Genomic DNA, 22699 nt, shown 5'->3' on the forward strand with positions numbered 1-22699 from the left:
GATTCAATATTATTGATGGTTAAAAATGGCATGGGTATATAGCTATTTTGCTAAAGCGTTAACTCAGCAAGATACTGCAGAATGCATTGGTCAGGTAAAACAGTGGGTGTTCCGTGGGGGGGAGGTTGTTTTCATTTATATAATCATAAATTTTAGTTACCTTAGGGGCTGTTGACCTTGCATTTTAGCAGTAATTTTATTCGCAAGGTCAACAGCCTCAGGAATGCCCTTTATAGGCATTAAAGTATTACCAATAAGCAGTAATAACTATTTATCAAAGTATTATTCATTTTAGTGAAAGTTGTTTGGTGATATCACTATCTTGCTCTTTAATGACGACTTTTGTTTTTTTATCTAGGGATTTTTTGTATTTATAGTTATTTAGCACAATCGTTTTTATGACATTATATAAATCGCCTTTATTATCAGGCGTTACATTATTAATCCTTGCGGTATGGCAATTGAACGTTTTAGTTTTAATATCAAATAATCCTTCGACCTTATAATTATTTTCATTGTCGATAGCGTTCAATGAATGATGGCCATTACCATCAAGTGTAACAGGTAATAAGCACCCACTGTCGCGATCAAAATAGAAACATATCGGTGTTTCTAGATGGAAATTAAAATAGATGATATTATCATATTTACTGACATTCATTATTAGAGCAATAAAATTGTTGTCTGTGTTTGGCGTTAATGCTGGCGCTTTACTCATTTTACATTCCTTCGCTATGGATCTTGATGATCTTTGATTCGTTATTGCTGATGGTTGTCTATATAACCTAATAATTATGACAAAAAGATGACACTGTTTATGCCATATTGATACTTATGCTATTTCAAGATGCAAAATCTGCAAGGACAATAGTGCCGAAATACCTGATATGTATATTGAGATATATTGCCGATAGAAGTGGCTTATGTTGCATATTTTTTTGTATGTTACATCTATCTCATGCTCATCTTTCTTTATCTCGCTGGCAATTTTATTTATTGGCAGTAAGTTATTAGCACGATTGATTTACATTATTGTTAAGTGGCGCAAAGCGTGATATTTTTTAATTTTGTAAAAGATTATTTATTGGTTACTATCAATTAACGCAAGTTACTGCGCTTTATATTCGATATCTAAAACCCTTTTAGGTATTAACGGAGAAAATTTTTTGTGATAAATATCCTGTTGGTCGATGACCATGAGTTGATTCGTACAGGGATTCGCCGTATCATTGATGATGTTCGAGGCATGAAAGTAATTGGAGAAGCAGATAGTGGTGAGGCAGCTGTAAAATGGTGTCGTAATAATCATCCTGATGTTGTGTTGATGGATATGAATATGCCCGGTATAGGCGGCTTAGATGCGATGAGTAAAATTCTACGCATTAATGAAGATATTAAAATTATCATGCTTACCATGCATACTGAAAATCCATTTCCAGCTAAGGTCATGCAAGCAGGGGCCGCTGGGTATTTAAGTAAAGCCGCCTGTCCAGATGAAGTGCTTAATGCTATTCGAGCGGTCAATTCAGGACAGCGCTACTTAGCACCAGAAATAGCACAACAAATGGCGCTTTCGCAGATTGTTCCTGATAATGAAGATCCGTTTAGAGTGCTTTCTGAGCGAGAGTTGCAAATTATGATGATGATAACTAAGGGACAGCGTGTTGTGGATATATCTGAGCAACTTAGCCTCAGTTCAAAAACCATTAACAGCTATCGTTATCGACTATTTGAGAAGCTTGGTGTTAACGGCGATGTTGAATTAACCCATTTAGCTATTCGATATGGCATGCTTGATGCTGACAAACTTTAACATTATTGACGATAGTCATTTGTTAAAAACTTATATAATGACACCTAAGGGTGTCTTTTTTTTATGACTCTATTTTCTGCAGAAGATTTTTTAGCGACAGTTACCACTCAACCGGGCGTTTATCGTATGTTTAACCGTCAGCATGAGGTTATCTACGTCGGCAAAGCAAAAAATTTACAAAAACGTTTGAGTAGTTATTTTAGCCTGACTCAAAAACACCCAAAAACCCTCGCCTTGGTTAGCCATATTGCTAATATTGAAGTGACCGTTACCCATACAGAGACGGAAGCGTTAATATTAGAGCATAATTTTATTAAGCAATATAAGCCTAAATATAATGTGTTATTGCGCGATGATAAATCTTACCCGTACCTTTTTCTCAGCGCTCATAAGCATCCTCAATTGACGCTCGTTAGAGCCCAAAACCGTAAGCGAAAAGGAACTTATTTTGGCCCCTACCCCAGTGGTGGTGCGGTAAGGGAAAGCTTACATCTAATGCAAAAATTATTTCCAATTCGCCAATGCGAAGATAGTTATTATAGTAATCGCTCTCGCCCTTGCTTACAGTATCAGTTAAAACGTTGCCTTGGACCATGTGTAAAGGCGATGACAGAGCAGGAGTATAGCCATCAGGTAAAGCTGGCAACGGAGTTTTTACAGGGTAAAAGTCAGCAGGTTATTGAGCAGCTGGTGGAGGAAATGGAGCAGGCCAGTCACTCATTAGAGTTTGAAAAGGCGGCTCAACGCCGTGATCAAATTCAATCCTTGAAAAAGGTTCAAGAACAACAATGGGTAAGTGGTGATATTGAGCAACTTGATATTATTGGATTTGTTTACCAACATGGCGTGGCGAGTCTGCATCTGTTATTTGTTCGCCAAGGACGTATTTTAGGAAGTCGTAATTATTTTCCAAAAACCCCTAAAAACTCGAGCAAAGATGAAATACTGAGCTCTTTTTTGAGTCAATTTTATCTTTCCGGGCAGAATGGACGAGCCATTCCCAAGGAAATTATATTGAGTGATGATTTCTCTGAACGGGCTGTTTTTACTGAACTCTTTAGTGATTATTGTGGTTATAAATGTCAATTGAAAATCGATGTGCGTGGTCAACGCAGTCAGTTTGTTAAGCTCGCAATCACCAATGCTCAAATTGCATTAACTACTCACTTTAATCAAAAAAATAGTATTCAAAAGCGTTATCTATTGTTAGAAGAGAAATTAGAGTTGACCACCTCTATAGAGCGTATGGAGTGTTATGATATTTCTCATATGATGGGAGAAAAAACGGTCGCTTCCTGTGTCGTATTTAACCGAGAGGGGGCGGCTAAGTCAGCATACCGACGTTTCAATATTAGTGGTATAACGCCTGGTGATGATTATGCGGCAATGGCTCAAGTATTAGGCCGTCGTTTTAAAGCGTTGCAGACAGTGGAAAATACGCCTGATATTATTTTCATTGATGGTGGGCTTGGGCAACTTAGCCAAGCTGAAAATATTATTAGTTCATTAGCGCATAATTTTCCAGATAAAGTCCCTTTATTGATTGGTATTGCGAAGGGAGTGACGCGTAAGGCGGGATTAGAGACTTTAATTATTGGTTATAGCCATGATATTTTAGAAATTCCCGAGGATTCCCCTGCGTTACATTTAATACAGCAAATTCGTGATGAGTCACATCGCTTTGCGATAATGGGGCACCGTCAACAGCGTGATAAAAAAAGGCGCACCAGTAGCTTAGAAGGGATCGCTGGCGTCGGAGTAAAACGCAGGCAATTATTACTTAACCATTTTGGTGGGATACAGGGGATTAAATCTGCCAGTATTGATGAATTAGCCAAAATTCCAGGCATTAGTCTACCACTGGCAGAAAATATTTATGAAGCGTTACATTCATAACTTTTGATTGATAGTAAGGATGTTTTTTGTGTATTGCGCTTTTATTATATCCATGTTGCCTCGTTGATTTACTTCTTTAGTGATTTTAGCGCGTTATCTATTTGCATTGTGAAACAATAAAATGCCAAAATAGAGGTAAGCGCAAATCGTAGAAATAAGGGTACGTTCAAGCGTTACGTGTATCGTTATTTAAAGGACATCTTAATGCTAAACATTCCAAATATTTTAACCGCTTTTCGAATTTTTCTGATCCCCATTTTTGTGTTGCTATATTATCTACCTTTTCATTGGTCTGCCCCAGCGGCCGCTTTTATTTTTTGGTTAGCTGGTATCACAGATGTATTGGATGGTTATCTTGCGCGTCGTCTTAATCAACAAACCTCTTTTGGTGCTTTTTTGGATCCCGTTGCCGATAAAATAATGGTGGCGGTTTCCTTAGTGATGATTGTTGAGCATTATGCGGTTATCTGGATCACCATTCCGGCGATGATTATGATATGTCGTGAAATTATTATATCCGCATTAAGAGAGTGGATGGCTGAGTTAGGACAACGTGCCAGTGTTGCTGTTTCTTGGGTTGGGAAAATTAAAACAGCCGCACAGATGCTCGCGTTATTCCTACTTATTTGGCAACATTCCATTGAAATGGAGTGGGTTGGCTTCTTCTGTTTATATATTGCAACGGTCTTGACGCTTTGGTCAATGGTGGTTTATCTAAAGGCTGCATGGCCATCATTGAAATCAAGTCGATGACTTTGTCCGATAAATGATCGCTTAGTGTAAAAAAACAGCGAACAATTGCTTAGGTCGAAAAAAGTTGTAGAAGAGTGTTGACTCAATCTTAATAATCATTAGAATGCGCCACATCGATAGGGAAACATGTTGTTAGTAACTTATCGACATAATTAGTTTTAATTATGAAATGTGATGCGGTACTAGCTCAGTTGGTAGAGCACGACCTTGCCAAGGTCGGGGTCACGAGTTCGAGTCTCGTGTACCGCTCCAAAATTTTGGCGGAATGGCAGAATGGCCATGCAGTGGATTGCAAATCCATCCATCTCGGTTCGACTCCGGGTTCCGCCTCCAAATTTTAAAAGTTTTGCCCGGATGGTGGAATCGGTAGACACAAGGGATTTAAAATCCCTCGCCTTATGGGTGTGCGAGTTCAAGTCTCGCTCCGGGCACCAGTTTTAAAAACCTCAGTATTTATACTGAGGTTTTTTTTTGCTTAAAATTAAGCAAATGAATACACTTGTCGCATAAATTAGATGGTTATATTACATTGATTCTTTATACCAATCGGATTAATACCAATTCCGGTAAGTATATGAACTAAATTTTGTGCAGGAAAAATGGCTTAATTTGAGGCGCAAGTTGGCGCGATTGGTTGTTCTCTTTGCGAAACTTACAACAAAAAAGTAAGTTATTTTAACCAGTAAAATAGATCAGCTATTTATTACGATTGGTATTAAATGAATGAGGAGTTAAGATATGAGTACCAAAGCAGCGCTAACTTTTCCCTGTGGAGTTTCAGTCAATCTCACATCCGAGCTCCTTGATTACCGTTTAAATGGTAATGAACTATTAACGACATTTGCATCCTCACAAGGCAATACTTTCCATTTCGAACAGTTTAATTTTGCTGAATTTGAGTTATCTGTTAATGGTGATGCTGCGATCCAAGGTGATGGTTTACAAATGTTATGTCAAACTATCGGCACGTTAAACCATCCTATTGACCTTGGACGTTGTCCTGATAACAATGAAAATTATCGCGTCTATGCTAACCATTTAGCAAAAAGATATTATAGTTACTTGATTATTGCAGACGGTAAGCAGTTCACTTTATTCGGTTTTACCTCCTGCCATTGTTTTTCAGGCTACTTTGAATTTACGAATAATAGTGTTAAGGCTTTTATTGATGGTGAAAGTGTACACCTCTTGCAACAAGCCCAAGAGAACAATCGTGCTTTAGAGTCGATTACTGTTTTACAGGGAGGAGATATCAATCAGTTGTATCATGATTTTACACAATTGATTAATGTCAATCATCCACCAAGAGCGGGGGTGAACCAACCATCGCCGATTGGCTGGTGTTCTTGGTATGCCTATTATGCTAGTGTTTCAGAAGAAAATATTTTGCAAAATGTTACAGCTATGTCTGGACCACTCGATGAATTGCAATGGGTGCTACTCGATGATGGCTATCAAGCATATATGGGGGACTGGTTAACTCCTTCCGCACATTTTAGTGGGGGGGTAAAAGAAGTAATTGCGAAGATCAAAGCAAAAGGTAAAACACCGGCTATTTGGTTAGCCCCCTTTATTGCACAACCAGAGTCGACGTTATTTAAAGAACATCCCGAGTGGTTTGTTCGTCATGAAAATGGCGATTTATTGAAAGCTGAAGATGTTACCTATGGCGGATGGCGTTGTACACCTTGGTATATTCTGGACTGCAGTCAATCTGAGGTCTGCGCTCATTTAACGCATGTGGTTCGCACCATGCGTGAAGAGTGGGGCGTGGAGTTATTTAAACTCGATGCCAATTATTGGGGAATATTAAAAGGACGTCGTTTTGATACGGCGATGACTGGTGTTCAGGCTTATCGCCTGGGTATGCAGGCTATTGCTAAGGGCGCAGGTGATGCCTGGCTATTAGGATGCAACGCTGCCATGTGGCCCTCTCTTGGCTTAGTCGATGCGATGCGTGTTTCCGATGATGTTGAACGACAGGGATATCGTTTTGAACAAATAGCGAAACAAACATTTCTACGAAGTTGGCAGCATAAAGGTTTATGGCACATCGATCCCGATTGTGCGACATTAATCTCTATCGAAGGGCAAGAAACTTGCGCTGAGAACTATCATTTTCATCGTGATGTATTACTCGCTAGTGGAGGTTTATTATTATCCGGTGATCCCTTATATAAATTAAATGATTTTGCAGAGCAAAGCTTATCAGTATTAATAGCTAGACAGGCTATAACGCAAGGCACTACTGTCTTTGATGATTTATCGTTAACGCATGGTAAACTTGATTTGGGACCGCTTGGGAAATTGCACCTTTTATTTAATTATCAAAGTGATGATAGTAAAAAATTTATTTTAGAAGAGCAAGGAAACGGGGAGTGGGTAGACTTTTGGACACAACAAAAGTTATCTTCTGGCGCTAGTAAGTCATGCGAAATCGAGCTACATGCCGGCCTCAATAGCCGCGCGGTATTATACCAATTGCACTTGAGGAGATAAAATTCGGTGCATGAGTGCACCGGATTTTCTATTTGCCAATTACTGTTATTTATTCAAGTTTTCCGCAAAAACGATAACCTTCGCCATGAATGGTGGCAATAATTTCACCGCCTTCAGGCACGCTTTCAAAGTGTTTGCGGATACGACGAATCGTGACATCAACGGTGCGATCGTGTGACTTTAATTCGCGCCCAGTCATTTTCATGAGTAATTCTGCACGCGTTTGTATTTTTCCTGGGTTTTCAATAAAGTGCAAAATAGCTCTAAATTCACTGCGCGGTAATTTAAATACATCGCCATTAGGGCTGATTAATGAGCGACTTTCAATTTCCAGGGTCCAACCATTAAATTTATAATTTTCTACTTTTTGACGTACTTCCTCAAAGTAAAGGTTATCTTGCATGGTGCGTGTTAATAGATTGCGAGCTCGTATAGTTAGCTCTCTTGGATTAAATGGTTTAGTAATGTAATCATCCGCACCAATTTCTAAGCCGAGAATTTTATCGACTTCATTATCTCGCCCGGTTAAAAATATAAGTGCAATATTCTGAATTTCTCTTAATTCTCTAGCAAGTAATAACCCATTTTTACCGGGTAAATTAATATCCATGATAATTAAGTTTATATTGTGTTCTTTAATTATTTGATGCATTTCATTGCCATCAGTTGCTTCTAAAACATTATAACCTTCTGCTTCAAAAACACTTTTTAAGGTTTTTCTTGTAACTAGCTCATCTTCTACTATGAGTATATTTGCTGTGGACATGCTGACTCCTATTTTTCAATCTTGTCTATTCGTTACACTCAAAACGCAGGTTTACATGCTAGCTGATAAGCGTTGGCTAGTTATCTAAATAATCATTTTGCTGATTATTGGACTGGGTCATAGTCTCGATTTTTGATATTTTAGCTCTGTTTTGGAGGTGTTAACGTTTTGTTGTTTTTTTATTCTTTTTCACTGCAAGGGTATTGATAAAGGAAGTATTAGAAAACGCCTATGTTGAAGGACTTTTAATCGTTACTCACACCCTTGTAATTATGCAAATAACTATAATTACTTAACATTAAGATAACAACTAAATTGTATTAAATAATTACATATATAGATTTAATATTGATATGTATCAACTGTAAATTAATATTTGATGAGCTTTTCAAAAAAAAGGTTAAAGCGAGGAACAAATTTAAAAAATAAAAATGCTCATTTCTAGCAATATTATGAATAAAAGTGAGTTTAGCAAACACTCACAGGTTTCAGTCACGATAAAGCTTTGTTATGATATAGCGCTTAAAGTTTCAATTATCACCTAGAGTAAAATATTCAATGATCGCTTATATAACTTATTATGTGCTGAACGCCCTTTTGTTAGGTTATTATAAGTCACTGGCAAGTTTTGAATTATTTTAATAAATCATTTTTAGAGCCCGCGATTATTTGCGGGTTTTTTGTGTTACAGCAGGGATTGTTCAAATGCGTGTACTTAAATTTGGCGGCACATCATTAGCAAATGCCGAACGTTTTAATCAAGTTGCAGATATTGTTATTAATAACCATCAGCAGTCACAAATCGCCTTAGTTTTATCAGCACCAGCGGGGGTGACTAATAATTTAGTTGCCGTTGTCGATAAAACCAGTAAAGGGCTCTCTGCAGAAGCTCATTTAACAGATATTCAACGTATTTTTGCCGATTTAATTAACGGTTTAAAAAGTACTTATGCAGAGTTTGCCGATGATTTGCTAAAAACTATTTTTGAGCAAGAGCTTTTACATTTAAGTGAATTACTTGAAGGTGTTCGTTTATTGTCTCAATGCCCTGAAAATATTGAAGCAAAAATATTAAGTAAAGGTGAGCTGTTAAGTGTTGCCTGTATGAAACAATTGTTGATAGCTAAAGGGCATCCGGTTGAGGTGATTAAGCCTCAAGAAAAATTGATGTCCTATAAAGGTGGTTATTTAGAAGCTCAAATTGATATAGATGCATCACGAGCATTGTTTGCTAAAGATGCCATTGTTCAAGGCGCTATTTATCTTATGCCTGGTTTTACGGCTGGTAATGAGCAAGGGGAAACGCTGGTGTTGGGGCGTAATGGCTCTGATTATTCAGCTGCTGTTTTAGCAGCCTGTTTAAGGGCTGAGTGTTGTGAGATATGGACCGATGTTGATGGGGTATATAGTTGTGACCCAAGGTTAGTAAAAGATGCAAAATTATTACGCTCACTGAGTTACGCTGAGGCGATGGAGCTATCTTACTTTGGTGCAAAAGTATTGCATCCCAAAACCATTGCGCCTATTGCACAACATGCTATCCCTTGTTTAATAAAAAACACCCACAATCCTCAAGCAGATGGGACGCTGATAGGTCAAGTACAAGGAGATGATTCGTTGCAAGTCAAAGGTATTTCAGATTTGAAAGACTTAACCATGTTAAGTATTTCAGGTCCCGGCATGAAAGGTATTGTTGGCATGGCTGGGCGTATATTCACGACTATATCACGTGCCGGTGTGTCAATTATTTTGATTACACAATCATCATCTGAATATAGTTTAAGTTTCTGTATTGGTGCCGCTGATACACCTAAAGCATTGCGGGTTTTAAGCGAAGAATTTGCTTTAGAATTTAAAAACAATCTATTAGAGCCTATTGAGTTGGTGGAAAATCAAGCAATTATCTCCTTGGTTGGGGATGGGATGAAAAAAGCGAATGGGGTTGCTGCTCGTTTCTTGACTGCGCTATCCGAGGCATCTATTAATATCAGTGCTATTGCACAGGGCTCTTCGGAACGTTCAATTTCAGTGGTTATTGGTGAAGATAAAGCCAAAGATGCGGTTATCGCTTGCCATCAATCATTTTTTGGCAGTGTGCAATATATTGATATGTTTTTAATTGGCTGCGGTGGTGTTGGTGGGGCGCTTGTCGATCAAGTTTATCGTCAACAGGATCGTTTAGCCGAGCGTAATATTCAAATCAGGGTTTGTGGTATTGCTAATAGTCGTGTGATGTTAATGAATGAACAAGGCATTGATTTAGCCAATTGGCGAGAGCTACTAAAAAATGGCAAACAAGCGCTTTCTTTATCCAATATGCAGTCTTTGGTGCAAGAGTCACATATTATTAATCCGGTTATTGTTGATTGTACAAGTAATGATGCCATTGCAGCCCGTTACGTTGACTTTTTAGGTGCTGGATTTCATGTGGTAACTGCTAATAAAAAAGCGAATACCAGCAGCATGGAATATTACAAACAGTTACGTTTATCTGCGCTGATGAAACGCCGTAAATTTTTATATGATACGAATGTTGGTGCAGGCTTACCCGTTATTGAAAATATGCAAAACCTCTTTAACGCAGGTGATCAATTGATTAAGTTTAATGGTATTCTGTCTGGTTCTTTATCTTTCATTTTTGGTAAGTTAGATGAAGGACTTAGCTTTTCAGAAGTGACTAAAGAAGCGCGTAAAATGGGCTTTACCGAGCCAGATCCGCGTGATGATTTAAGTGGGATGGACGTGGCGCGTAAACTGCTTATTTTAGCGCGTGAAGCAGGCATGGAACTTTCGCTTGAGGATGTTGAAATCGAACAAGCTTTACCACCTGGTTTTGATGATAGCGGTAGCGTTGAAGAGTTCATCGAACGCCTGAGCGATGCCGATGCTTACTTTAGTGAATTACAGAAAAAAGCCAATGAAAATGGTCAAGTATTACGATATATAGGCAGTATCGAAAACGGTAAATGCGTGTGTAGTATCAAAGCAGTGGGGGCCGATGATCCTCTTAATAAAGTGAAAGATGGTGAGAATGCACTCGCCTTTTACAGTCAATATTATCAACCAATTCCTTTGGTTTTACGTGGTTATGGTGCCGGTACGGAAGTAACCGCTGCGGGTGTATTTGCCGACGTATTACGTACACTGAATTGGAAACAGGAGTTTTAATTTATGAGTGTCGTAGCATACGCACCAGCCTCGACAGCCAATGTTAGCGTTGGTTTTGATGTATTGGGGGGCGCCTTAGCACCTATAAGTGGTGAATTATTCGGTGACAGGGTAAAAGTATCAAAGGGTGATTTTGGTTTTTCTTTGGAGTGTGTTGGCCGTTATGCAGATAAGCTGCCTAAAGACGCTGACAGTAATATTGTTTATCAATGTTATTTAAACTACCAGGCAGCATTAAAAAAAATAAATAAAGAGATATTGCCTGTCAAAATGATTTTGGAAAAGAACTTGCCCGTTGGTAGTGGTTTAGGGTCAAGTTCAAGCTCAATTGTCGCCGCATTAGAAGCGCTTAATGCATGGCATGACCACCTGCTTGATGAAAATACAATGTTGACATTAATGGGGGAAATGGAAGGGCAGATCAGCGGCAGTATTCACTATGATAATGTCGCCCCCTGCTATTTAGGTGGTATGCAGTTAATGATTAATGAAGGTGGAATAATCAGTCAAATGATCCCTTCATTTAAAGAGTGGTATTGGGTCGTTGCTTATCCGGGGATCTCTATTTCGACATCTGCTGCACGTAATATCTTACCTGCACAATACCGTTTAAGCGAAACATTAACTTATGGGCGTCGCTTAGCTGCATTTGTACATGCTTGTTACAGCGACCAAGCAGATTTAGCGGCTAAGATGCTTAAGGATGTAATTGCTGAACCGTATCGTTCACAATTGATTCCTGGCTTTAAAGAGGCCAGAGTTTTTGCTGAGCAAAGTGGTGCATTGGCGATGGGGATTTCAGGGTCTGGGCCGACGGTTTTTGCCGTCATGACTGACCTTCAGCAAGCACAATTATTACAACAATGGTTAACGGAAAATTTTCTTCAAAATGATGAAGGATTTTGTCATATATGTCGTCTTGATGAAAAAGGCGCACGCGTGTTAGGAACGAACTATGAATTTATACAATATTAAAGATAACAGTGAACAAGTTGATTTTCAGCAAGCCGTTAAGCAAGGCTTAGGGCGTGGTCAAGGTCTATTTTTTCCTGAAAAAATTATTCCACTTGATAATATTGACGCATTATTGGAAATGAATTTAGTTGATCGCTCTAGTGCAATTTTATCGCATTTAATCGGTGATGAATTAAGCGCAGATGTTGTGCATAGTATTGTTGAAAAAGCCTTCACATTTCCAGCACCCGTAAAAAGTGTAACAGAAAATATTAATGCCTTAGAGCTTTTCCATGGACCAACATTAGCCTTTAAAGATTTCGGCGGACGTTTCATGGCGCAATGCTTAGGGCAATTTAAAGGTGATAATAAAATCACTATTTTAACAGCGACTTCCGGCGATACCGGGGCGGCAGTTGCTCATGCCTTTTATGGTATGGAAAATATTAATGTCGTCATTTTATATCCAAAGGGTAAGATCAGCCCATTGCAAGAGAAATTATTTTGTACATTAGGTGGCAATATTACAACGGTCGCTATCGAAGGTGATTTTGATGATTGTCAAGCAATGGTGAAACAAGCGTTTGATGATCAAGAACTTAAAGAAGCAATTGGACTTAACTCTGCAAATTCTATTAATATCAGTCGTTTAGTCGCTCAAATTTGTTATTATTTTGAAGCCTTCGCGCAACTTTCAGTGGAGCAGCGTAAAGAATTAGTCGTTTCTGTGCCAAGTGGTAATTTTGGTGATTTAACCGCTGGATTATTAGCTAAAGCATTAGGCTTACCTATTAAACGCTTTATTGCTGCAACAAATGAAAATGATACTGTGCCACGTTATCTTGCCCAAGGTAACTGGGAGCCTAAAAAAACAGTGGTAACATTATCGAATGCGATGGACGTTAGTGCGCCAAATAACTGGCCACGTATTGAAGAATTATTTAAAGTAAAAAACTGGTCTTTAGCGGAGCTAGGCTATGGCAAAGTGAGCGACGCCCAGACTAAAACAACGCTATTAGAATTAAATCAATTAGGCTATTTATGTGAGCCTCATGGTGCGATTGCATACCATGAATTAAGCAAACAGTTAAATGATGGAGAAACTGGTCTATTCTTATGCACAGCGCATCCGGCTAAATTTAAAGAGAGTGTTGAAGATATTTTAGGGCATGAAATATTTATTCCTGAAGAACTCGCTTCTCGTGCAGATTTAGCTTTATTGTCAAAGGAGTTTAATGCTGATTTTGCAAAAGTTCGCGCATTATTAATGGCTTTATAATTGCTTGTGCTTTAATGATATCTGCAAATAATAAAGAGCGTGTGACACGCTCTTTTTAAGGGAAGCTTAGGATGGGGAAAGTATTAAAGGATCTTTTAGATCAGCTTAGTTTAGAAAAATTAGAAGAAAATCTATTTCGTGGAAAGAGCCAAGATCTGGGTTTAGGGGTTGTTTTTGGTGGGCAAGTGATGGGACAGGCGCTTTCTGCTGCCAAAGAGACGGTACTTCCAAACAGCACATTCACTCCTTCCATTCGTATTTTCTGCGCCTTGGTAATGTCAATCAGCCTATTGTTTATGATGTAGAGCGTATTCGTGATGGTAATACGTTATCAGCAAGACGTATCAAAGCGATTCAAAACGGTCAGGCTATTTTTTATATGACCGCATCCTTTAAAGCCGTAGAAGCCGGTTTTGAACATCAAAATAGCATGCCCGATGCACCGCCACCTGAAGATCTTATTTCTGAACAAGAGATGGCATTGATCCATTGTGATATGTTACCGGAATCTATTCGCGATAAACTTGTTTGTGAAAAACCTATTGAGATGCGACCCGTTCTTTTTATTAATCCAGTGGAGCCCGAAATAGAAGCACCTAAGCGATTAATTTGGATGAAGGCAAATGGTAAAATGCCGAGTGATTTACGTGTACACCGTTATTTACTTGCCTATGCTTCCGATTTTAATTTTTTGCCAACAGCGCTACTACCACACGGTGTCTCTTTTATATCAGAGGGAATGCAAGTTGTTACCATTGACCACTCAATGTGGTTCCATAATGACTTTCATCTTGATGATTGGTTATTATATGAAATCGAAAGTACGGTTGCAGCCGATGGCCGAGGCTTAGTGAGTGGACGTTTCTTTACTCGTGAAGGTAAGTTGGTTGCCAGTTCGATTCAAGAGGGATTAATTCGCCAACGACGTAAAAAATCATAGCAATAAAAAAGGGAAGCAATAGCTTCCCTTTTTATTATCTAGCCTCTCTTATAGAGATTCTGTAAATGTACGTGTTAATACATCTTGTTGTTGCTCAGGTGTTAAAGAGTTAAAGCGAACAGCATAACCTGAAACACGAATAGTCAATTGTGGGTAGTTTTCAGGGTGTTTAATCGCATCTTCTAATGTTTCACGACGTAATACATTTACATTTAAATGTTGACCGCCTTCCTGTGCTGCTGGAGCTTGAACAGCAACTTCTTTGTATTGAATGTCGCCTAACTCTGCAAGTGAAACAACTTGATCTTCAGCATATGCATTATCTTTTACACATAAACAACGTGCTTGTGCATTTGCTTCATCTAATAGCCAGAATGAGTTAAGTAGAGATTTGTTTTCAGATTGAGTAATTTGGATACCAAAAGCCATGTTAAGCTCCTTATTCATATGTTTAATAAAAATAATTAGTAATAAAATTACAACTTAGTAAATTTATTACTATATTTGCGTGGTTCTTAATAATTCTGAATTTATTATATGGGTAACTTTGCTTGATGTAAATCAATAATCACGTATTTTTAATGCGGTTTATTAAAATAAAATTGATAAAAATCAATAAACCCATACAGTACAATTAGTTATCGGTTATTTAATTGTTTTAGATCAATTTAATAAATAACGGTTTTATACAACGTCATTGTTAAGTAATTGTTAGTAATTAACTTTTATTTAACAATTGCTTATCTGTTTATCAAGGTAAGAAATTAAAATTAAAATGGTAATGGAGGAAAATAGGATAAATGGTCTTTATCTGCTTCTTTTATTGCTAGAAAATTTCACCTTTGCTGTAAGGCGTTCTTTTTTCTTTTACTATTCTTTTTCTGAGCATTATTCCAAGTTGTAATTTTAAAACGTTTTTTAAATAACCTCAGCTTGGAATAATGTAAGCGCAAAAATTTTTAATATCATAAAGTTAATGCTTCATCGCGGAGCATGCCGCTCTCTATTATTTTAAGCAACCAGGTTGAGTAGAAAGTAATGCGGATTGGTATGACCTCAATATTTTTTATCCGTCGCTAGCTCGGATACCAGAGCAAGACGTAACATGAGGTAATTGTTATTCACTTTTAGAGTGTGATACCAATCTCTATTACTCTATTTGCCATTTTATTGGGGGCTGATTTTGCATTTTTAAAAAATCATTGGCTTTTAAGAAGCACTTTGAGCCTAGAAATGCATCAAAATCTAGTCCTGATTTTCTTGCTCCTAGGGGGCTGGGATGTGAGGTTTTAATGACATAGTGGTGTGTATTTTCTGCGCGTGCGGTAATTTTATGGGCGTGCTTACCCCATGACAGGAATACTAAAGGCTTTTGTCTTTGAATTAATGCGTTAACGATCTCCTCGGTAAATTTATTCCACCCTGTTTTTGCATGAGCTGCGGGTTTGCTGTGCGCTACGGTTAAGGATGAATTAAGTAACAGCACTTGAGATGTCCAAGCGGTTAAATTGCCGTGTGTTGGTCGCGTAAAATGGCTAAAACTATTTTCAAGCTCCTTATGTATATTTGTTAATGAAGGAGGGATTTAACCCCTTCGGGGACAGAAAAGGCGAGTCCCATTGCTTGATTGACGGTATGGCCGTTCATATCAACGGTTTGGTGATAGGGGTCTTGCCCTATTATTACCGCTGAAATATCTTCGTAAGTGGAATGTTTAAATGCATTAAATATCATATTGCTGCTAGGCAAAATAAGGTTATCCGCCGTAATATCCCTAACATTTTTTTCAATATTATCTAATAGAGCCGTCATGCAAGGTAAGCTCTTTTGCCATCCTTTAATGCTATTAAATTCTTGACTGAATGTGTTCACAATGATCACCAAATTTGATTAATGTTGCTATATTTAAAATGCAAAGCTAGCAAGCGTTCCCAACGGGGGGCCTGCTCGAAAAGCAGTCCTAGCTTGCCACATTCTAAAAGTGAAGAACAATGACCTCACGTTGGGGCTGCTCTGCTATTTGAGCTCGTGGCTGACAAAACATTGTGAGGTAACTCGAGTATAAATGATACGAGAAAATGTTGCCGTGGGCTAATTGTTTCATAGCAATCAGCATAAGTATCTGATCTATCTTATCGATTAAAAAAATAGATAACAGCGTTGCATTAAATTGTAATAGACAGATATTACTTAATCATACTCTTGCTCTCCATCATTTTTCCTCAACATGCTATGACTATAATATTATGCGAATTGGTATTACGCTGTTATAAAATAATGCGTAATGTGATTTACTTCTGCGGATTATTTCTAATGAATGGTTATACTCTTGGTTATATATCACTTGATGAGTCATCTATTATGCTAAAAATTATCCATAATGATCATGTTAATATGAGTCTGCTTTTAAAGTTATTACGCAAAAATATACGTTTGTTAGAGGCTGATGAAAAGGTCGATTATCGCCTGATTAAAGCCATTATCACCTATTTACGCCAATATGCGGATCAATACCATCATCCAATGGAAGATCTTATTTACGATTACTATATTAAGTACCGAGACGTACCAGACGAGATCATTAATCGCTTATCGCAAGAGCACCAAACCATAAAAAAAGTGACAATAGAGTTTGATGAGCTATTAGATATTATTTTACTTGATGCAATCGTCCCTAAGGATCTTTTTATTGTTAAACTGCAGGAGTTTGTGGATTGCAATCCTCTCATTTAAACTATGAAGAGAAAGAAATATTACCGCTTATTGAAAAGAGTTTAACTGCCGATGATTGGAAAAATTTAGAGCAGCAGTGGCAGCATAAAGATTACATGGATCCTCTCTTTGGCAGCAATGTTACAACGCAATATAGCGCGCTTGCTAAACATATCAAAGAAGAATAATGTGGTGAGATAAGTCTCGTTTTAAGATAAATGAGGCTTATCTATTATTGGTAATAACCTTCCATCCAGCTTTCTAAAATTAATGCGGCAGAGACACTGTCTATTTTACCTTTTTCTAATGCTTTATAACCACCGTGAGAAAAGATAAATTCCTTAGCACTAGCCGTGGTAAGCCGTTCATCTTGTAGCGCAATATTTACCCCAAAACGTCCATTCAATCGGTTAGCGAATTTTTTAGCTCGTTGAGTGATAGGCTGCTCCGTGCCATCCATGTTCAAAGGGAGACCGATAATGACTAGGTCTGGTTGCCAATCACGAATGACTTTCTCAACGATATTCCAATCGGGAATACCGTCATTTGCTTTAATTGCCGCAAGAGGCTGTGCGGTGGCTGTCACCATCTGCCCAGTGGCAACCCCGATACTTTTAGTGCCAAAATCAAAACCTAACACGGTTTTTGGTGTTTCTTTAATTGCAGTCATATTTATCGCTTTTTTGGCTCGCTTTTAGGCATGGCCAGCTGTTGTTGATAATTGTTCCGGGTTAATACCAAGTCGATGTAAAGATTCACTCCAACGATCGGCGGCGGAGTATTAAAGATAATATCGTTTTCACTTTTTATGGTGATCCAATTATTGTCATTAATCTCTTGTTCTAACTGGCCGGGATCCCAGCTCGCATAGCCTAAGGTAACCATATATTTTTCGGGTGCTTTATCGGTACCTAATATTGATAAAACGGCATTCGAGTTAGACATCATCAGCTGTTCATTTAACTGTGTGCTTTGTGAGTTATCTGTTAATGGCGAATGCAATACAAAACCACGCTCTAATTCTAATGGCCCACCTAGAAAAACAGGATCGAGCAGTGGTGGCTCTGGTTGATGAGAAATGGTTTCTACGTTTTTTAATAATTCTTGTAGCGTTAACTTTACCGGAAAATTAATAATAAATCCCATCGCTCCTTTTTCATCATGCTCACAAATATAGACCACTGATTTTTTAAAATAAGGATCGGTGAGTGAGGGCATTGCAATTAAAAAATGGTTCTTTAGCGTGTCAATTATTTCCGTTTCAGTACTGCTATAGGTACTGTTAGGGTTATCATTGATGATATTTTCCATGTGATACTCCCCGTTAAATTTGTGCTTGCCACACGTTAAGTATGGCAAAAATTAGGTATATTATTTTTTTTATTTATTATTAATGCGTTTTTCAATGGCATCCATCAACTTTCCACTGATATTGGTGCCATAGGCATTATCAATTTCTTGGATGCAGGTTGGACTGGTAACATTAATTTCAGTAACTTTATCACCGATAATATCGAGCCCGACAAAAATTAAGCCCTTCTCTTTTAATTTTGGTCCAATCGTATTCGCGATGTGCCAATCACTTTCCGATAAAGGTTGTGCAACACCACTTCCACCCGCTGCTAAATTACCTCGTGTTTCTCCCTTAGCTGGAATACGTGCAAGCGCATAGGGCATCGGCTCCCCATCTACTATTAAGATACGTTTATCGCCATCTTTAATTTCGGGTATAAATGTTTGCGCCATGCAGTAACGCTGTTGGTGTTTGGTTAATGTCTCGATGATAACGCCTATGTTGGCATCGTTTTCTTTAATACGAAAAATTGAAGCGCCGCCCATCCCATCGAGGGGTTTTAAAATAACATCTTTATGCTTGTTATGAAAATCTCGAATTCTTTGGCTGCTGCGTGTTACTAAAGTTGTGGGAGTAAATTCACTAAACCATGCGGTAAATAATTTTTCGTTGGCATCACGTAGACTTTGTGGTTTATTTACGATTAAACATCCTTCATCTTCTGCTCGTTCGAGTAAATAGGTGGCATAGATATATTCGGTATCAAATGGTGGATCTTTACGCATTAATACAGCATCTAAATCGGCGAGAGGATGGTCGATACTCTCTTCGAGTTGATACCAATGTTGAGGATCGCGTTGCACGGTTAATTTTTTGCTGCTGGCAAAAGTACGGCCATTCTCTAAATAGAGATCCTGCATTTCTAAGTAATAAAGCTCCCATCCGCGCGCTTGCGCTTCCAATAACATAGCGAAACTTGAATCTTTATGGATTTTAATCTTAGAGATTGGATCCATGACGATACCAATTTTAATGGACATATTATTTCCTTAGTCGTGGCAATAGATTATGCAAGGTCACCAAAACGACATTGTAATGCGGTGATTGCTGTTAAGGCCGCTGTTTCAGTACGTAAAACGCGCGGTCCGAGTAATGTTTCTGTAAAGTTTAGTTTTTCTGTTAGGTTAATTTCATCGTCGGTTAATCCACCCTCGGGGCCAATTAACAAACGAATTTTATTAATATTATCAGGTAACTGATTAATTGATATTGATGCACGAGGATGTAATGTTAACTTCACAGCGGTTTCTTGGATAGCACACCAAGTGGCTAAATCTTGAGTTTCATGAATGGTGGGAACCATGTTGCGTCCCGATTGTTCACAGGCTGCAATCGCTATTTTTTGCCATTGTTGTTGCTTTTTTTGCATGCGTTGAGGATTGATTTTTACACCACACCGTTCACTGAGTAGGGGGGTTATCTCGTTGACACCTAATTCTACCGCTTTTTGAATAACAAACTCCATGCGATCACCACGGGAAATGACTTGCCCTAAATGTAAATCTAATGGACTTTCATTATTTGTTTCTTGAAAAGAGTCGATATAGGCGCTGCAACTGCGCTTTTGTACATCTTGTAAAGTGGCAAGATATTGGCCGCCAGATCCATTGAATAACATAATGTTTGCGCCCGGCTTTAAACGCAAAACGCGAATATGCTGAGTAGCATCATCGCCAAGCATAATTTCACTATTAATCAAAAGTGGTTGTGGATCATAAAATCGAGGTGTGCGCATGTTATTTTAATTCTATATCGGGAACATGGGAGCAATTATAACGTAAAAAGTTTATAAGACTATTACTTCATAGTTAACTCTTTATTTCTCTAATAAAAAATGTTTTTTGTGACCTTTGGCTCATATCACTCCTGAAAAAACAATCGCATTTGTGTTTTAGATCAAATAGTTTTAATAGAAATGTGCTTTTTAAGGTAATTTGAATTAGCAATATTTTATTCATCCTATACTCAATTTAGTTTTTTTAATAGAGGTATATTACGATGGATTCTAAACAGCAACTTTATTTCCCTAGCTCTGAAGTAGTAGAACAAGCCAATGTACAAAATTATGAAACACTTTATAAACGCTCAATTGAAGATAGAGAAGGTTTTTGGGCTGAACAAGCATCACTGCTTGAATGGTATAAGCCTTGGGATAAAGTTTTAGATGATAGTAATAAACCTTTTTATAAATGGTTCGTTGGTGGACAAACTAATATTGTACACAACGCCATAGATTGTCATTTACAAGGTGCAGATTGCAATAAACTTGCGATAATTTGGGAGAGTGAAGGTGGTGAAACACGTAGTTTTTCCTACTATGCACTGAATCGTGAAGTGTGTCAGTTTGCCAATATTTTAACCAGTATGGGTATTAAAAAAGGCGATATAGTAACGATTGAATATGCCGCAGATACCTGAGTTAGTTTTTGCTATGTTAGCCTGTGCAAAAATAGGTGCGGTTCATAGTGTTGTTTATGGAGGGTTTAGCTACGAGGCATTAGCATCACGTATTAGTGATGCAAATAGTCGTGTTTTAATTACCGCGGATGGTGGTTCCCGTCGTGGTAAAAAAATAGATTTAAAAAGTATTGCCGATGAAGCGATGAAGCGTTCCCCGACGATTGAAGTCTGTATCACCGTTAAATACAACGGCTTGGATGTCAATATGGAAGCTGAACGTGATTTTTGGTACCACAACTTAAAATCACTGCCCATTGCTAGTTCTAAATGTGCAACGGTGCAATTAGATGCTGAAGATCCCCTGTTTATTCTCTACACATCAGGTACGACGGGTAAACCAAAAGGCATGCTCCATACCCATGGTGGTTACAGTGTTTATACTAGCACAACGCACCGCATGGCTTTTGATATTAAACCTGCTGATTGTTGGTGGTGTGCAGCAGATCCAGGCTGGATAACAGGGCATAGTTATATCGTTTACGGTCCTTTAATCAATGCTAGCACTATCATTATGTATGAAGGTGCTCCTAATTTCCCTTACCCCAATCGCTGGTGGCAAATGGTTGAAAAGTATGGCATTAATATTTTATATACCTCACCGACAGCTATCCGAGGGCTGATGCGTTTTGGTGACCAATGGGCGAAACGCCATGATCTATCATCACTAAGGCTATTGGGCAGTGTGGGTGAGCCAATTAATCCAGAGGCATGGCGTTGGTTTTACGAGGTGATCGGTAATAGTAAATGCCCAATTATTGATACTTGGTGGCAAACTGAAACGGGAGGATTTATGATTTGTCCGTTACCAATTACGCCATTAAAACCGGGATTAGCAGCACAGCCATTTTTTGGTAATGAAATTGGCGTGGTTGATGATGATGGTAATGCCGTAGCCGTTGGTGAAGAGGGGAAATTGGTCATAAAAAATCCTTGGCCGGGTATGGCTCGCACGATTATGGGGGATGATCAACGTTACGCAGAGCTGTACTGGGGAGACTACCAAGGTAAAGGATATTATAAAGCAGGAGATTCAGCTAAAATTGATCAAGATGGCTATATATGGGTCATCGGGCGGATGGATGAGGTGCTGAAAGTGTCAGGTTATCGCCTTGGTACATCGGAAATTGAGAGTGCTTTGGTGAGTCATCCAACGGTTATTGAAGCAGCAGCCATAGGCTTGCCGCATGAGTTAAAAGGCAATGCAATCCATACCTTTGTTTTGTTAAAAGAGGGCGTTGTAGGCGACAAAGTATTACAAGATGAGTTAAAAGAGCATGTTGCTAACGAGCTTGGTAAAATAGCGAAGCCTGAAGATGTTACCTTTGTGGATAGTTTACCAAAAACGCGATCCGGTAAAATTATGCGTCGTGTATTAAAAGCGCGTGCATTAGGGCTCGATGAGGGAGACTTAAGTACATTAGAAGACTGATAAATTAATAGGGTAAAATGTTGATATTCGGTCATTTTACCCTTTTATATTTTTATTAGAATTTATACTCTATTCCGGTCATGATTTCCGTTTGTACGTAAACTTCTCCACTGGAACGAATTAAGCAGGTTCCATTATCACAAAACATAGTGCTATCGGAATTCAATACCGTACCATAAACGCGTAGATTGCCACGAAGTGCCCATTGTGGTGTTAATTCATAACGCAGTCCCGCGGTAATATTCCCTGAGAATTTTATTTCTGTGTCATATTGACTATCATCTGGGGAGAAAACGGTTGCCCCTATCCCTAAACCAACGCTGTTGGAAAACCCATTTTCATGGGAAAATGACTCGCCCACCGAAGTGTAAATAACTTATGCGTAGGTCAGTTTTTATATTTTGTTCGCCAGAGGTCGTTAAGGTTTGTTTGGCCGTGGAAAACATAATTTCAGTTTCTTTATTACGGCTATAGCGCCAAGCAACGGAAAGCGCCTGTGATAAATCATTACTTAGATCCGCTTTTTCATCGGTTTCTTTATCTTCTAAGTCATTACTAATTCGTCCGCCTAGGTAACCACTAACAGTAATATAATCTTTTTCTGCTGCAATACTGTTAATAGGGGAAAAGACGAGTGTTGCAAGGGGAATAATAAAAAGATGTTTGTTTATCATTT

Annotated in this window: 20 protein-coding genes, 3 tRNA genes and 2 pseudogenes; 14 read left to right on the forward strand and 11 right to left on the reverse strand. The window is 38.4% G+C overall.

Annotated features, from left to right (window positions below; all coding sequences use genetic code 11):
• Positions 1-286: 286 nt before the first annotated feature.
• Positions 287-718 carry a hypothetical protein gene (locus tag AB1A03_RS12075; RefSeq protein ID WP_354624889.1) on the reverse strand — a complete coding sequence of 144 codons (432 nt, stop codon included), beginning with the start codon at positions 716-718 and terminating at the stop codon, positions 287-289.
• A gap of 450 nt (positions 719-1168) precedes the next feature.
• On the opposite strand from AB1A03_RS12075, the gene uvrY reads away from it, so the two are divergent.
• The 7 genes from uvrY to AB1A03_RS12110 all read left to right on the forward strand — a co-directional run bounded on the left by uvrY (position 1169) and on the right by AB1A03_RS12110 (position 6961).
• Entirely contained in the window at positions 1169-1813 is a 645-nt protein-coding gene (gene uvrY / locus AB1A03_RS12080; protein WP_354624890.1) for a UvrY/SirA/GacA family response regulator transcription factor, read from the forward strand.
• Positions 1814-1876: 63 nt separating this feature from the next.
• Complete coding sequence (uvrC, locus tag AB1A03_RS12085) at positions 1877-3709, forward strand: excinuclease ABC subunit UvrC (protein ID WP_354624891.1); 1833 nt, start codon at positions 1877-1879, stop codon at positions 3707-3709.
• Between the two features lie 204 nt (positions 3710-3913).
• Positions 3914-4462, forward strand: coding sequence for a CDP-diacylglycerol--glycerol-3-phosphate 3-phosphatidyltransferase (pgsA, locus tag AB1A03_RS12090; RefSeq protein WP_354624892.1), 549 nt, complete (start codon positions 3914-3916; stop codon positions 4460-4462).
• 176 nt (positions 4463-4638) lie between these two features.
• Positions 4639-4714: transfer RNA gene (locus AB1A03_RS12095), tRNA-Gly, on the forward strand.
• Positions 4715-4721: 7 nt separating this feature from the next.
• A tRNA-Cys gene (locus AB1A03_RS12100) sits at positions 4722-4795 on the forward strand.
• A gap of 15 nt (positions 4796-4810) precedes the next feature.
• Positions 4811-4896 (forward strand) — tRNA-Leu (locus tag AB1A03_RS12105).
• 304 nt (positions 4897-5200) lie between these two features.
• Positions 5201-6961, forward strand: a complete 1761-nt coding sequence (locus tag AB1A03_RS12110) for a glycoside hydrolase family 36 protein (protein WP_354624893.1) — start codon at positions 5201-5203, stop codon at positions 6959-6961.
• Between the two features lie 49 nt (positions 6962-7010).
• On the opposite strand, the gene arcA is transcribed toward AB1A03_RS12110, so the two are convergent.
• Positions 7011-7727 (reverse strand): two-component system response regulator ArcA, encoded by a 717-nt coding sequence (gene arcA, locus AB1A03_RS12115; RefSeq protein ID WP_354624894.1) that lies wholly within the window; start codon positions 7725-7727, stop codon positions 7011-7013.
• 705 nt (positions 7728-8432) lie between these two features.
• Here arcA and thrA point away from each other — a divergent pair.
• From thrA to tesB, 4 genes and pseudogenes are all read left to right on the forward strand, one after another.
• Positions 8433-10895 (forward strand): bifunctional aspartate kinase/homoserine dehydrogenase I, encoded by a 2463-nt coding sequence (gene thrA, locus AB1A03_RS12120; RefSeq protein ID WP_354624895.1) that lies wholly within the window; start codon positions 8433-8435, stop codon positions 10893-10895.
• 3 nt (positions 10896-10898) lie between these two features.
• Entirely contained in the window at positions 10899-11870 is a 972-nt protein-coding gene (thrB, locus tag AB1A03_RS12125; RefSeq protein ID WP_354624896.1) for a homoserine kinase, read from the forward strand.
• Positions 11851-13128: a threonine synthase gene (gene thrC, locus AB1A03_RS12130; RefSeq protein WP_354624897.1), complete on the forward strand. Its 1278-nt coding sequence runs from the start codon at positions 11851-11853 to the stop codon at positions 13126-13128. Before thrB ends, thrC begins: the two co-directional genes overlap by 20 nt.
• A 71-nt stretch (positions 13129-13199) precedes the next feature.
• Positions 13200-14068, forward strand: a pseudogene (tesB, locus tag AB1A03_RS12135) (acyl-CoA thioesterase II).
• Positions 14069-14116: 48 nt separating this feature from the next.
• On the opposite strand, the gene grcA reads toward tesB, so the two are convergent.
• The 3 genes from grcA to AB1A03_RS12150 all read right to left on the reverse strand — a co-directional run bounded on the left by grcA (position 14117) and on the right by AB1A03_RS12150 (position 15940).
• Positions 14117-14515, reverse strand: a complete 399-nt coding sequence (gene grcA / locus AB1A03_RS12140; RefSeq protein WP_502945952.1) for an autonomous glycyl radical cofactor GrcA — start codon at positions 14513-14515, stop codon at positions 14117-14119.
• A 703-nt stretch (positions 14516-15218) separates the two neighbouring features.
• Positions 15219-15653: a uracil-DNA glycosylase gene (locus tag AB1A03_RS12145; protein ID WP_354625303.1), complete on the reverse strand. Its 435-nt coding sequence runs from the start codon at positions 15651-15653 to the stop codon at positions 15219-15221.
• The gene (locus tag AB1A03_RS12150) at positions 15638-15940 is read right to left on the reverse strand and encodes a uracil-DNA glycosylase family protein (protein ID WP_354624899.1); all 303 of its coding nucleotides are present in this window, start codon (positions 15938-15940) and stop codon (positions 15638-15640) included. Before AB1A03_RS12150 ends, AB1A03_RS12145 begins: the two co-directional genes overlap by 16 nt.
• A gap of 441 nt (positions 15941-16381) precedes the next feature.
• Between AB1A03_RS12150 and AB1A03_RS12155 the strand changes: the two genes are divergently transcribed.
• Together AB1A03_RS12155 and AB1A03_RS12160 are read left to right on the forward strand one after the other, a co-directional pair.
• Positions 16382-16801: a hemerythrin domain-containing protein gene (locus AB1A03_RS12155; protein WP_354624900.1), complete on the forward strand. Its 420-nt coding sequence runs from the start codon at positions 16382-16384 to the stop codon at positions 16799-16801.
• Positions 16783-16968 (forward strand): hypothetical protein, encoded by a 186-nt coding sequence (locus AB1A03_RS12160; protein WP_354624901.1) that lies wholly within the window; start codon positions 16783-16785, stop codon positions 16966-16968. Before AB1A03_RS12155 ends, AB1A03_RS12160 begins: the two co-directional genes overlap by 19 nt.
• 44 nt (positions 16969-17012) lie before the next feature.
• Here AB1A03_RS12160 and ruvX read toward each other — a convergent pair whose 3' ends face one another.
• The 4 genes from ruvX to rsmE form a co-directional block, all read right to left on the reverse strand.
• The gene (gene ruvX / locus AB1A03_RS12165; protein WP_354624902.1) at positions 17013-17450 is read right to left on the reverse strand and encodes a Holliday junction resolvase RuvX; all 438 of its coding nucleotides are present in this window, start codon (positions 17448-17450) and stop codon (positions 17013-17015) included.
• Between the two features lie 2 nt (positions 17451-17452).
• On the reverse strand, positions 17453-18091 hold the full coding sequence (locus AB1A03_RS12170) for a YqgE/AlgH family protein (RefSeq protein ID WP_354624903.1): 639 nt from the start codon (positions 18089-18091) through the stop codon (positions 17453-17455).
• Positions 18092-18160: 69 nt separating this feature from the next.
• Positions 18161-19114 (reverse strand): glutathione synthase, encoded by a 954-nt coding sequence (gene gshB / locus AB1A03_RS12175; RefSeq protein WP_354624904.1) that lies wholly within the window; start codon positions 19112-19114, stop codon positions 18161-18163.
• A 26-nt stretch (positions 19115-19140) separates the two neighbouring features.
• Entirely contained in the window at positions 19141-19869 is a 729-nt protein-coding gene (gene rsmE / locus AB1A03_RS12180; protein ID WP_354624905.1) for a 16S rRNA (uracil(1498)-N(3))-methyltransferase, read from the reverse strand.
• A gap of 263 nt (positions 19870-20132) precedes the next feature.
• On the opposite strand from rsmE, the pseudogene acs reads away from it, so the two are divergent.
• Positions 20133-22023, forward strand: a pseudogene (gene acs, locus AB1A03_RS12190) (acetate--CoA ligase).
• A gap of 55 nt (positions 22024-22078) precedes the next feature.
• Here acs and AB1A03_RS12195 read toward each other — a convergent pair.
• Together AB1A03_RS12195 and AB1A03_RS12200 are read right to left on the reverse strand one after the other, a co-directional pair.
• Positions 22079-22384 carry a hypothetical protein gene (locus AB1A03_RS12195; protein ID WP_354624908.1) on the reverse strand — a complete coding sequence of 102 codons (306 nt, stop codon included), beginning with the start codon at positions 22382-22384 and terminating at the stop codon, positions 22079-22081.
• Positions 22362-22697: a hypothetical protein gene (locus AB1A03_RS12200; RefSeq protein WP_354624909.1), complete on the reverse strand. Its 336-nt coding sequence runs from the start codon at positions 22695-22697 to the stop codon at positions 22362-22364. Before AB1A03_RS12200 ends, AB1A03_RS12195 begins: the two co-directional genes overlap by 23 nt.
• Positions 22698-22699 lie beyond the last annotated feature (2 nt).

Origin of the sequence: Psychromonas sp. MME2 (assembly GCF_040566515.1) — a bacterium.
Taxonomy (GTDB): Bacteria; Pseudomonadota; Gammaproteobacteria; order Enterobacterales; family Psychromonadaceae; genus Psychromonas.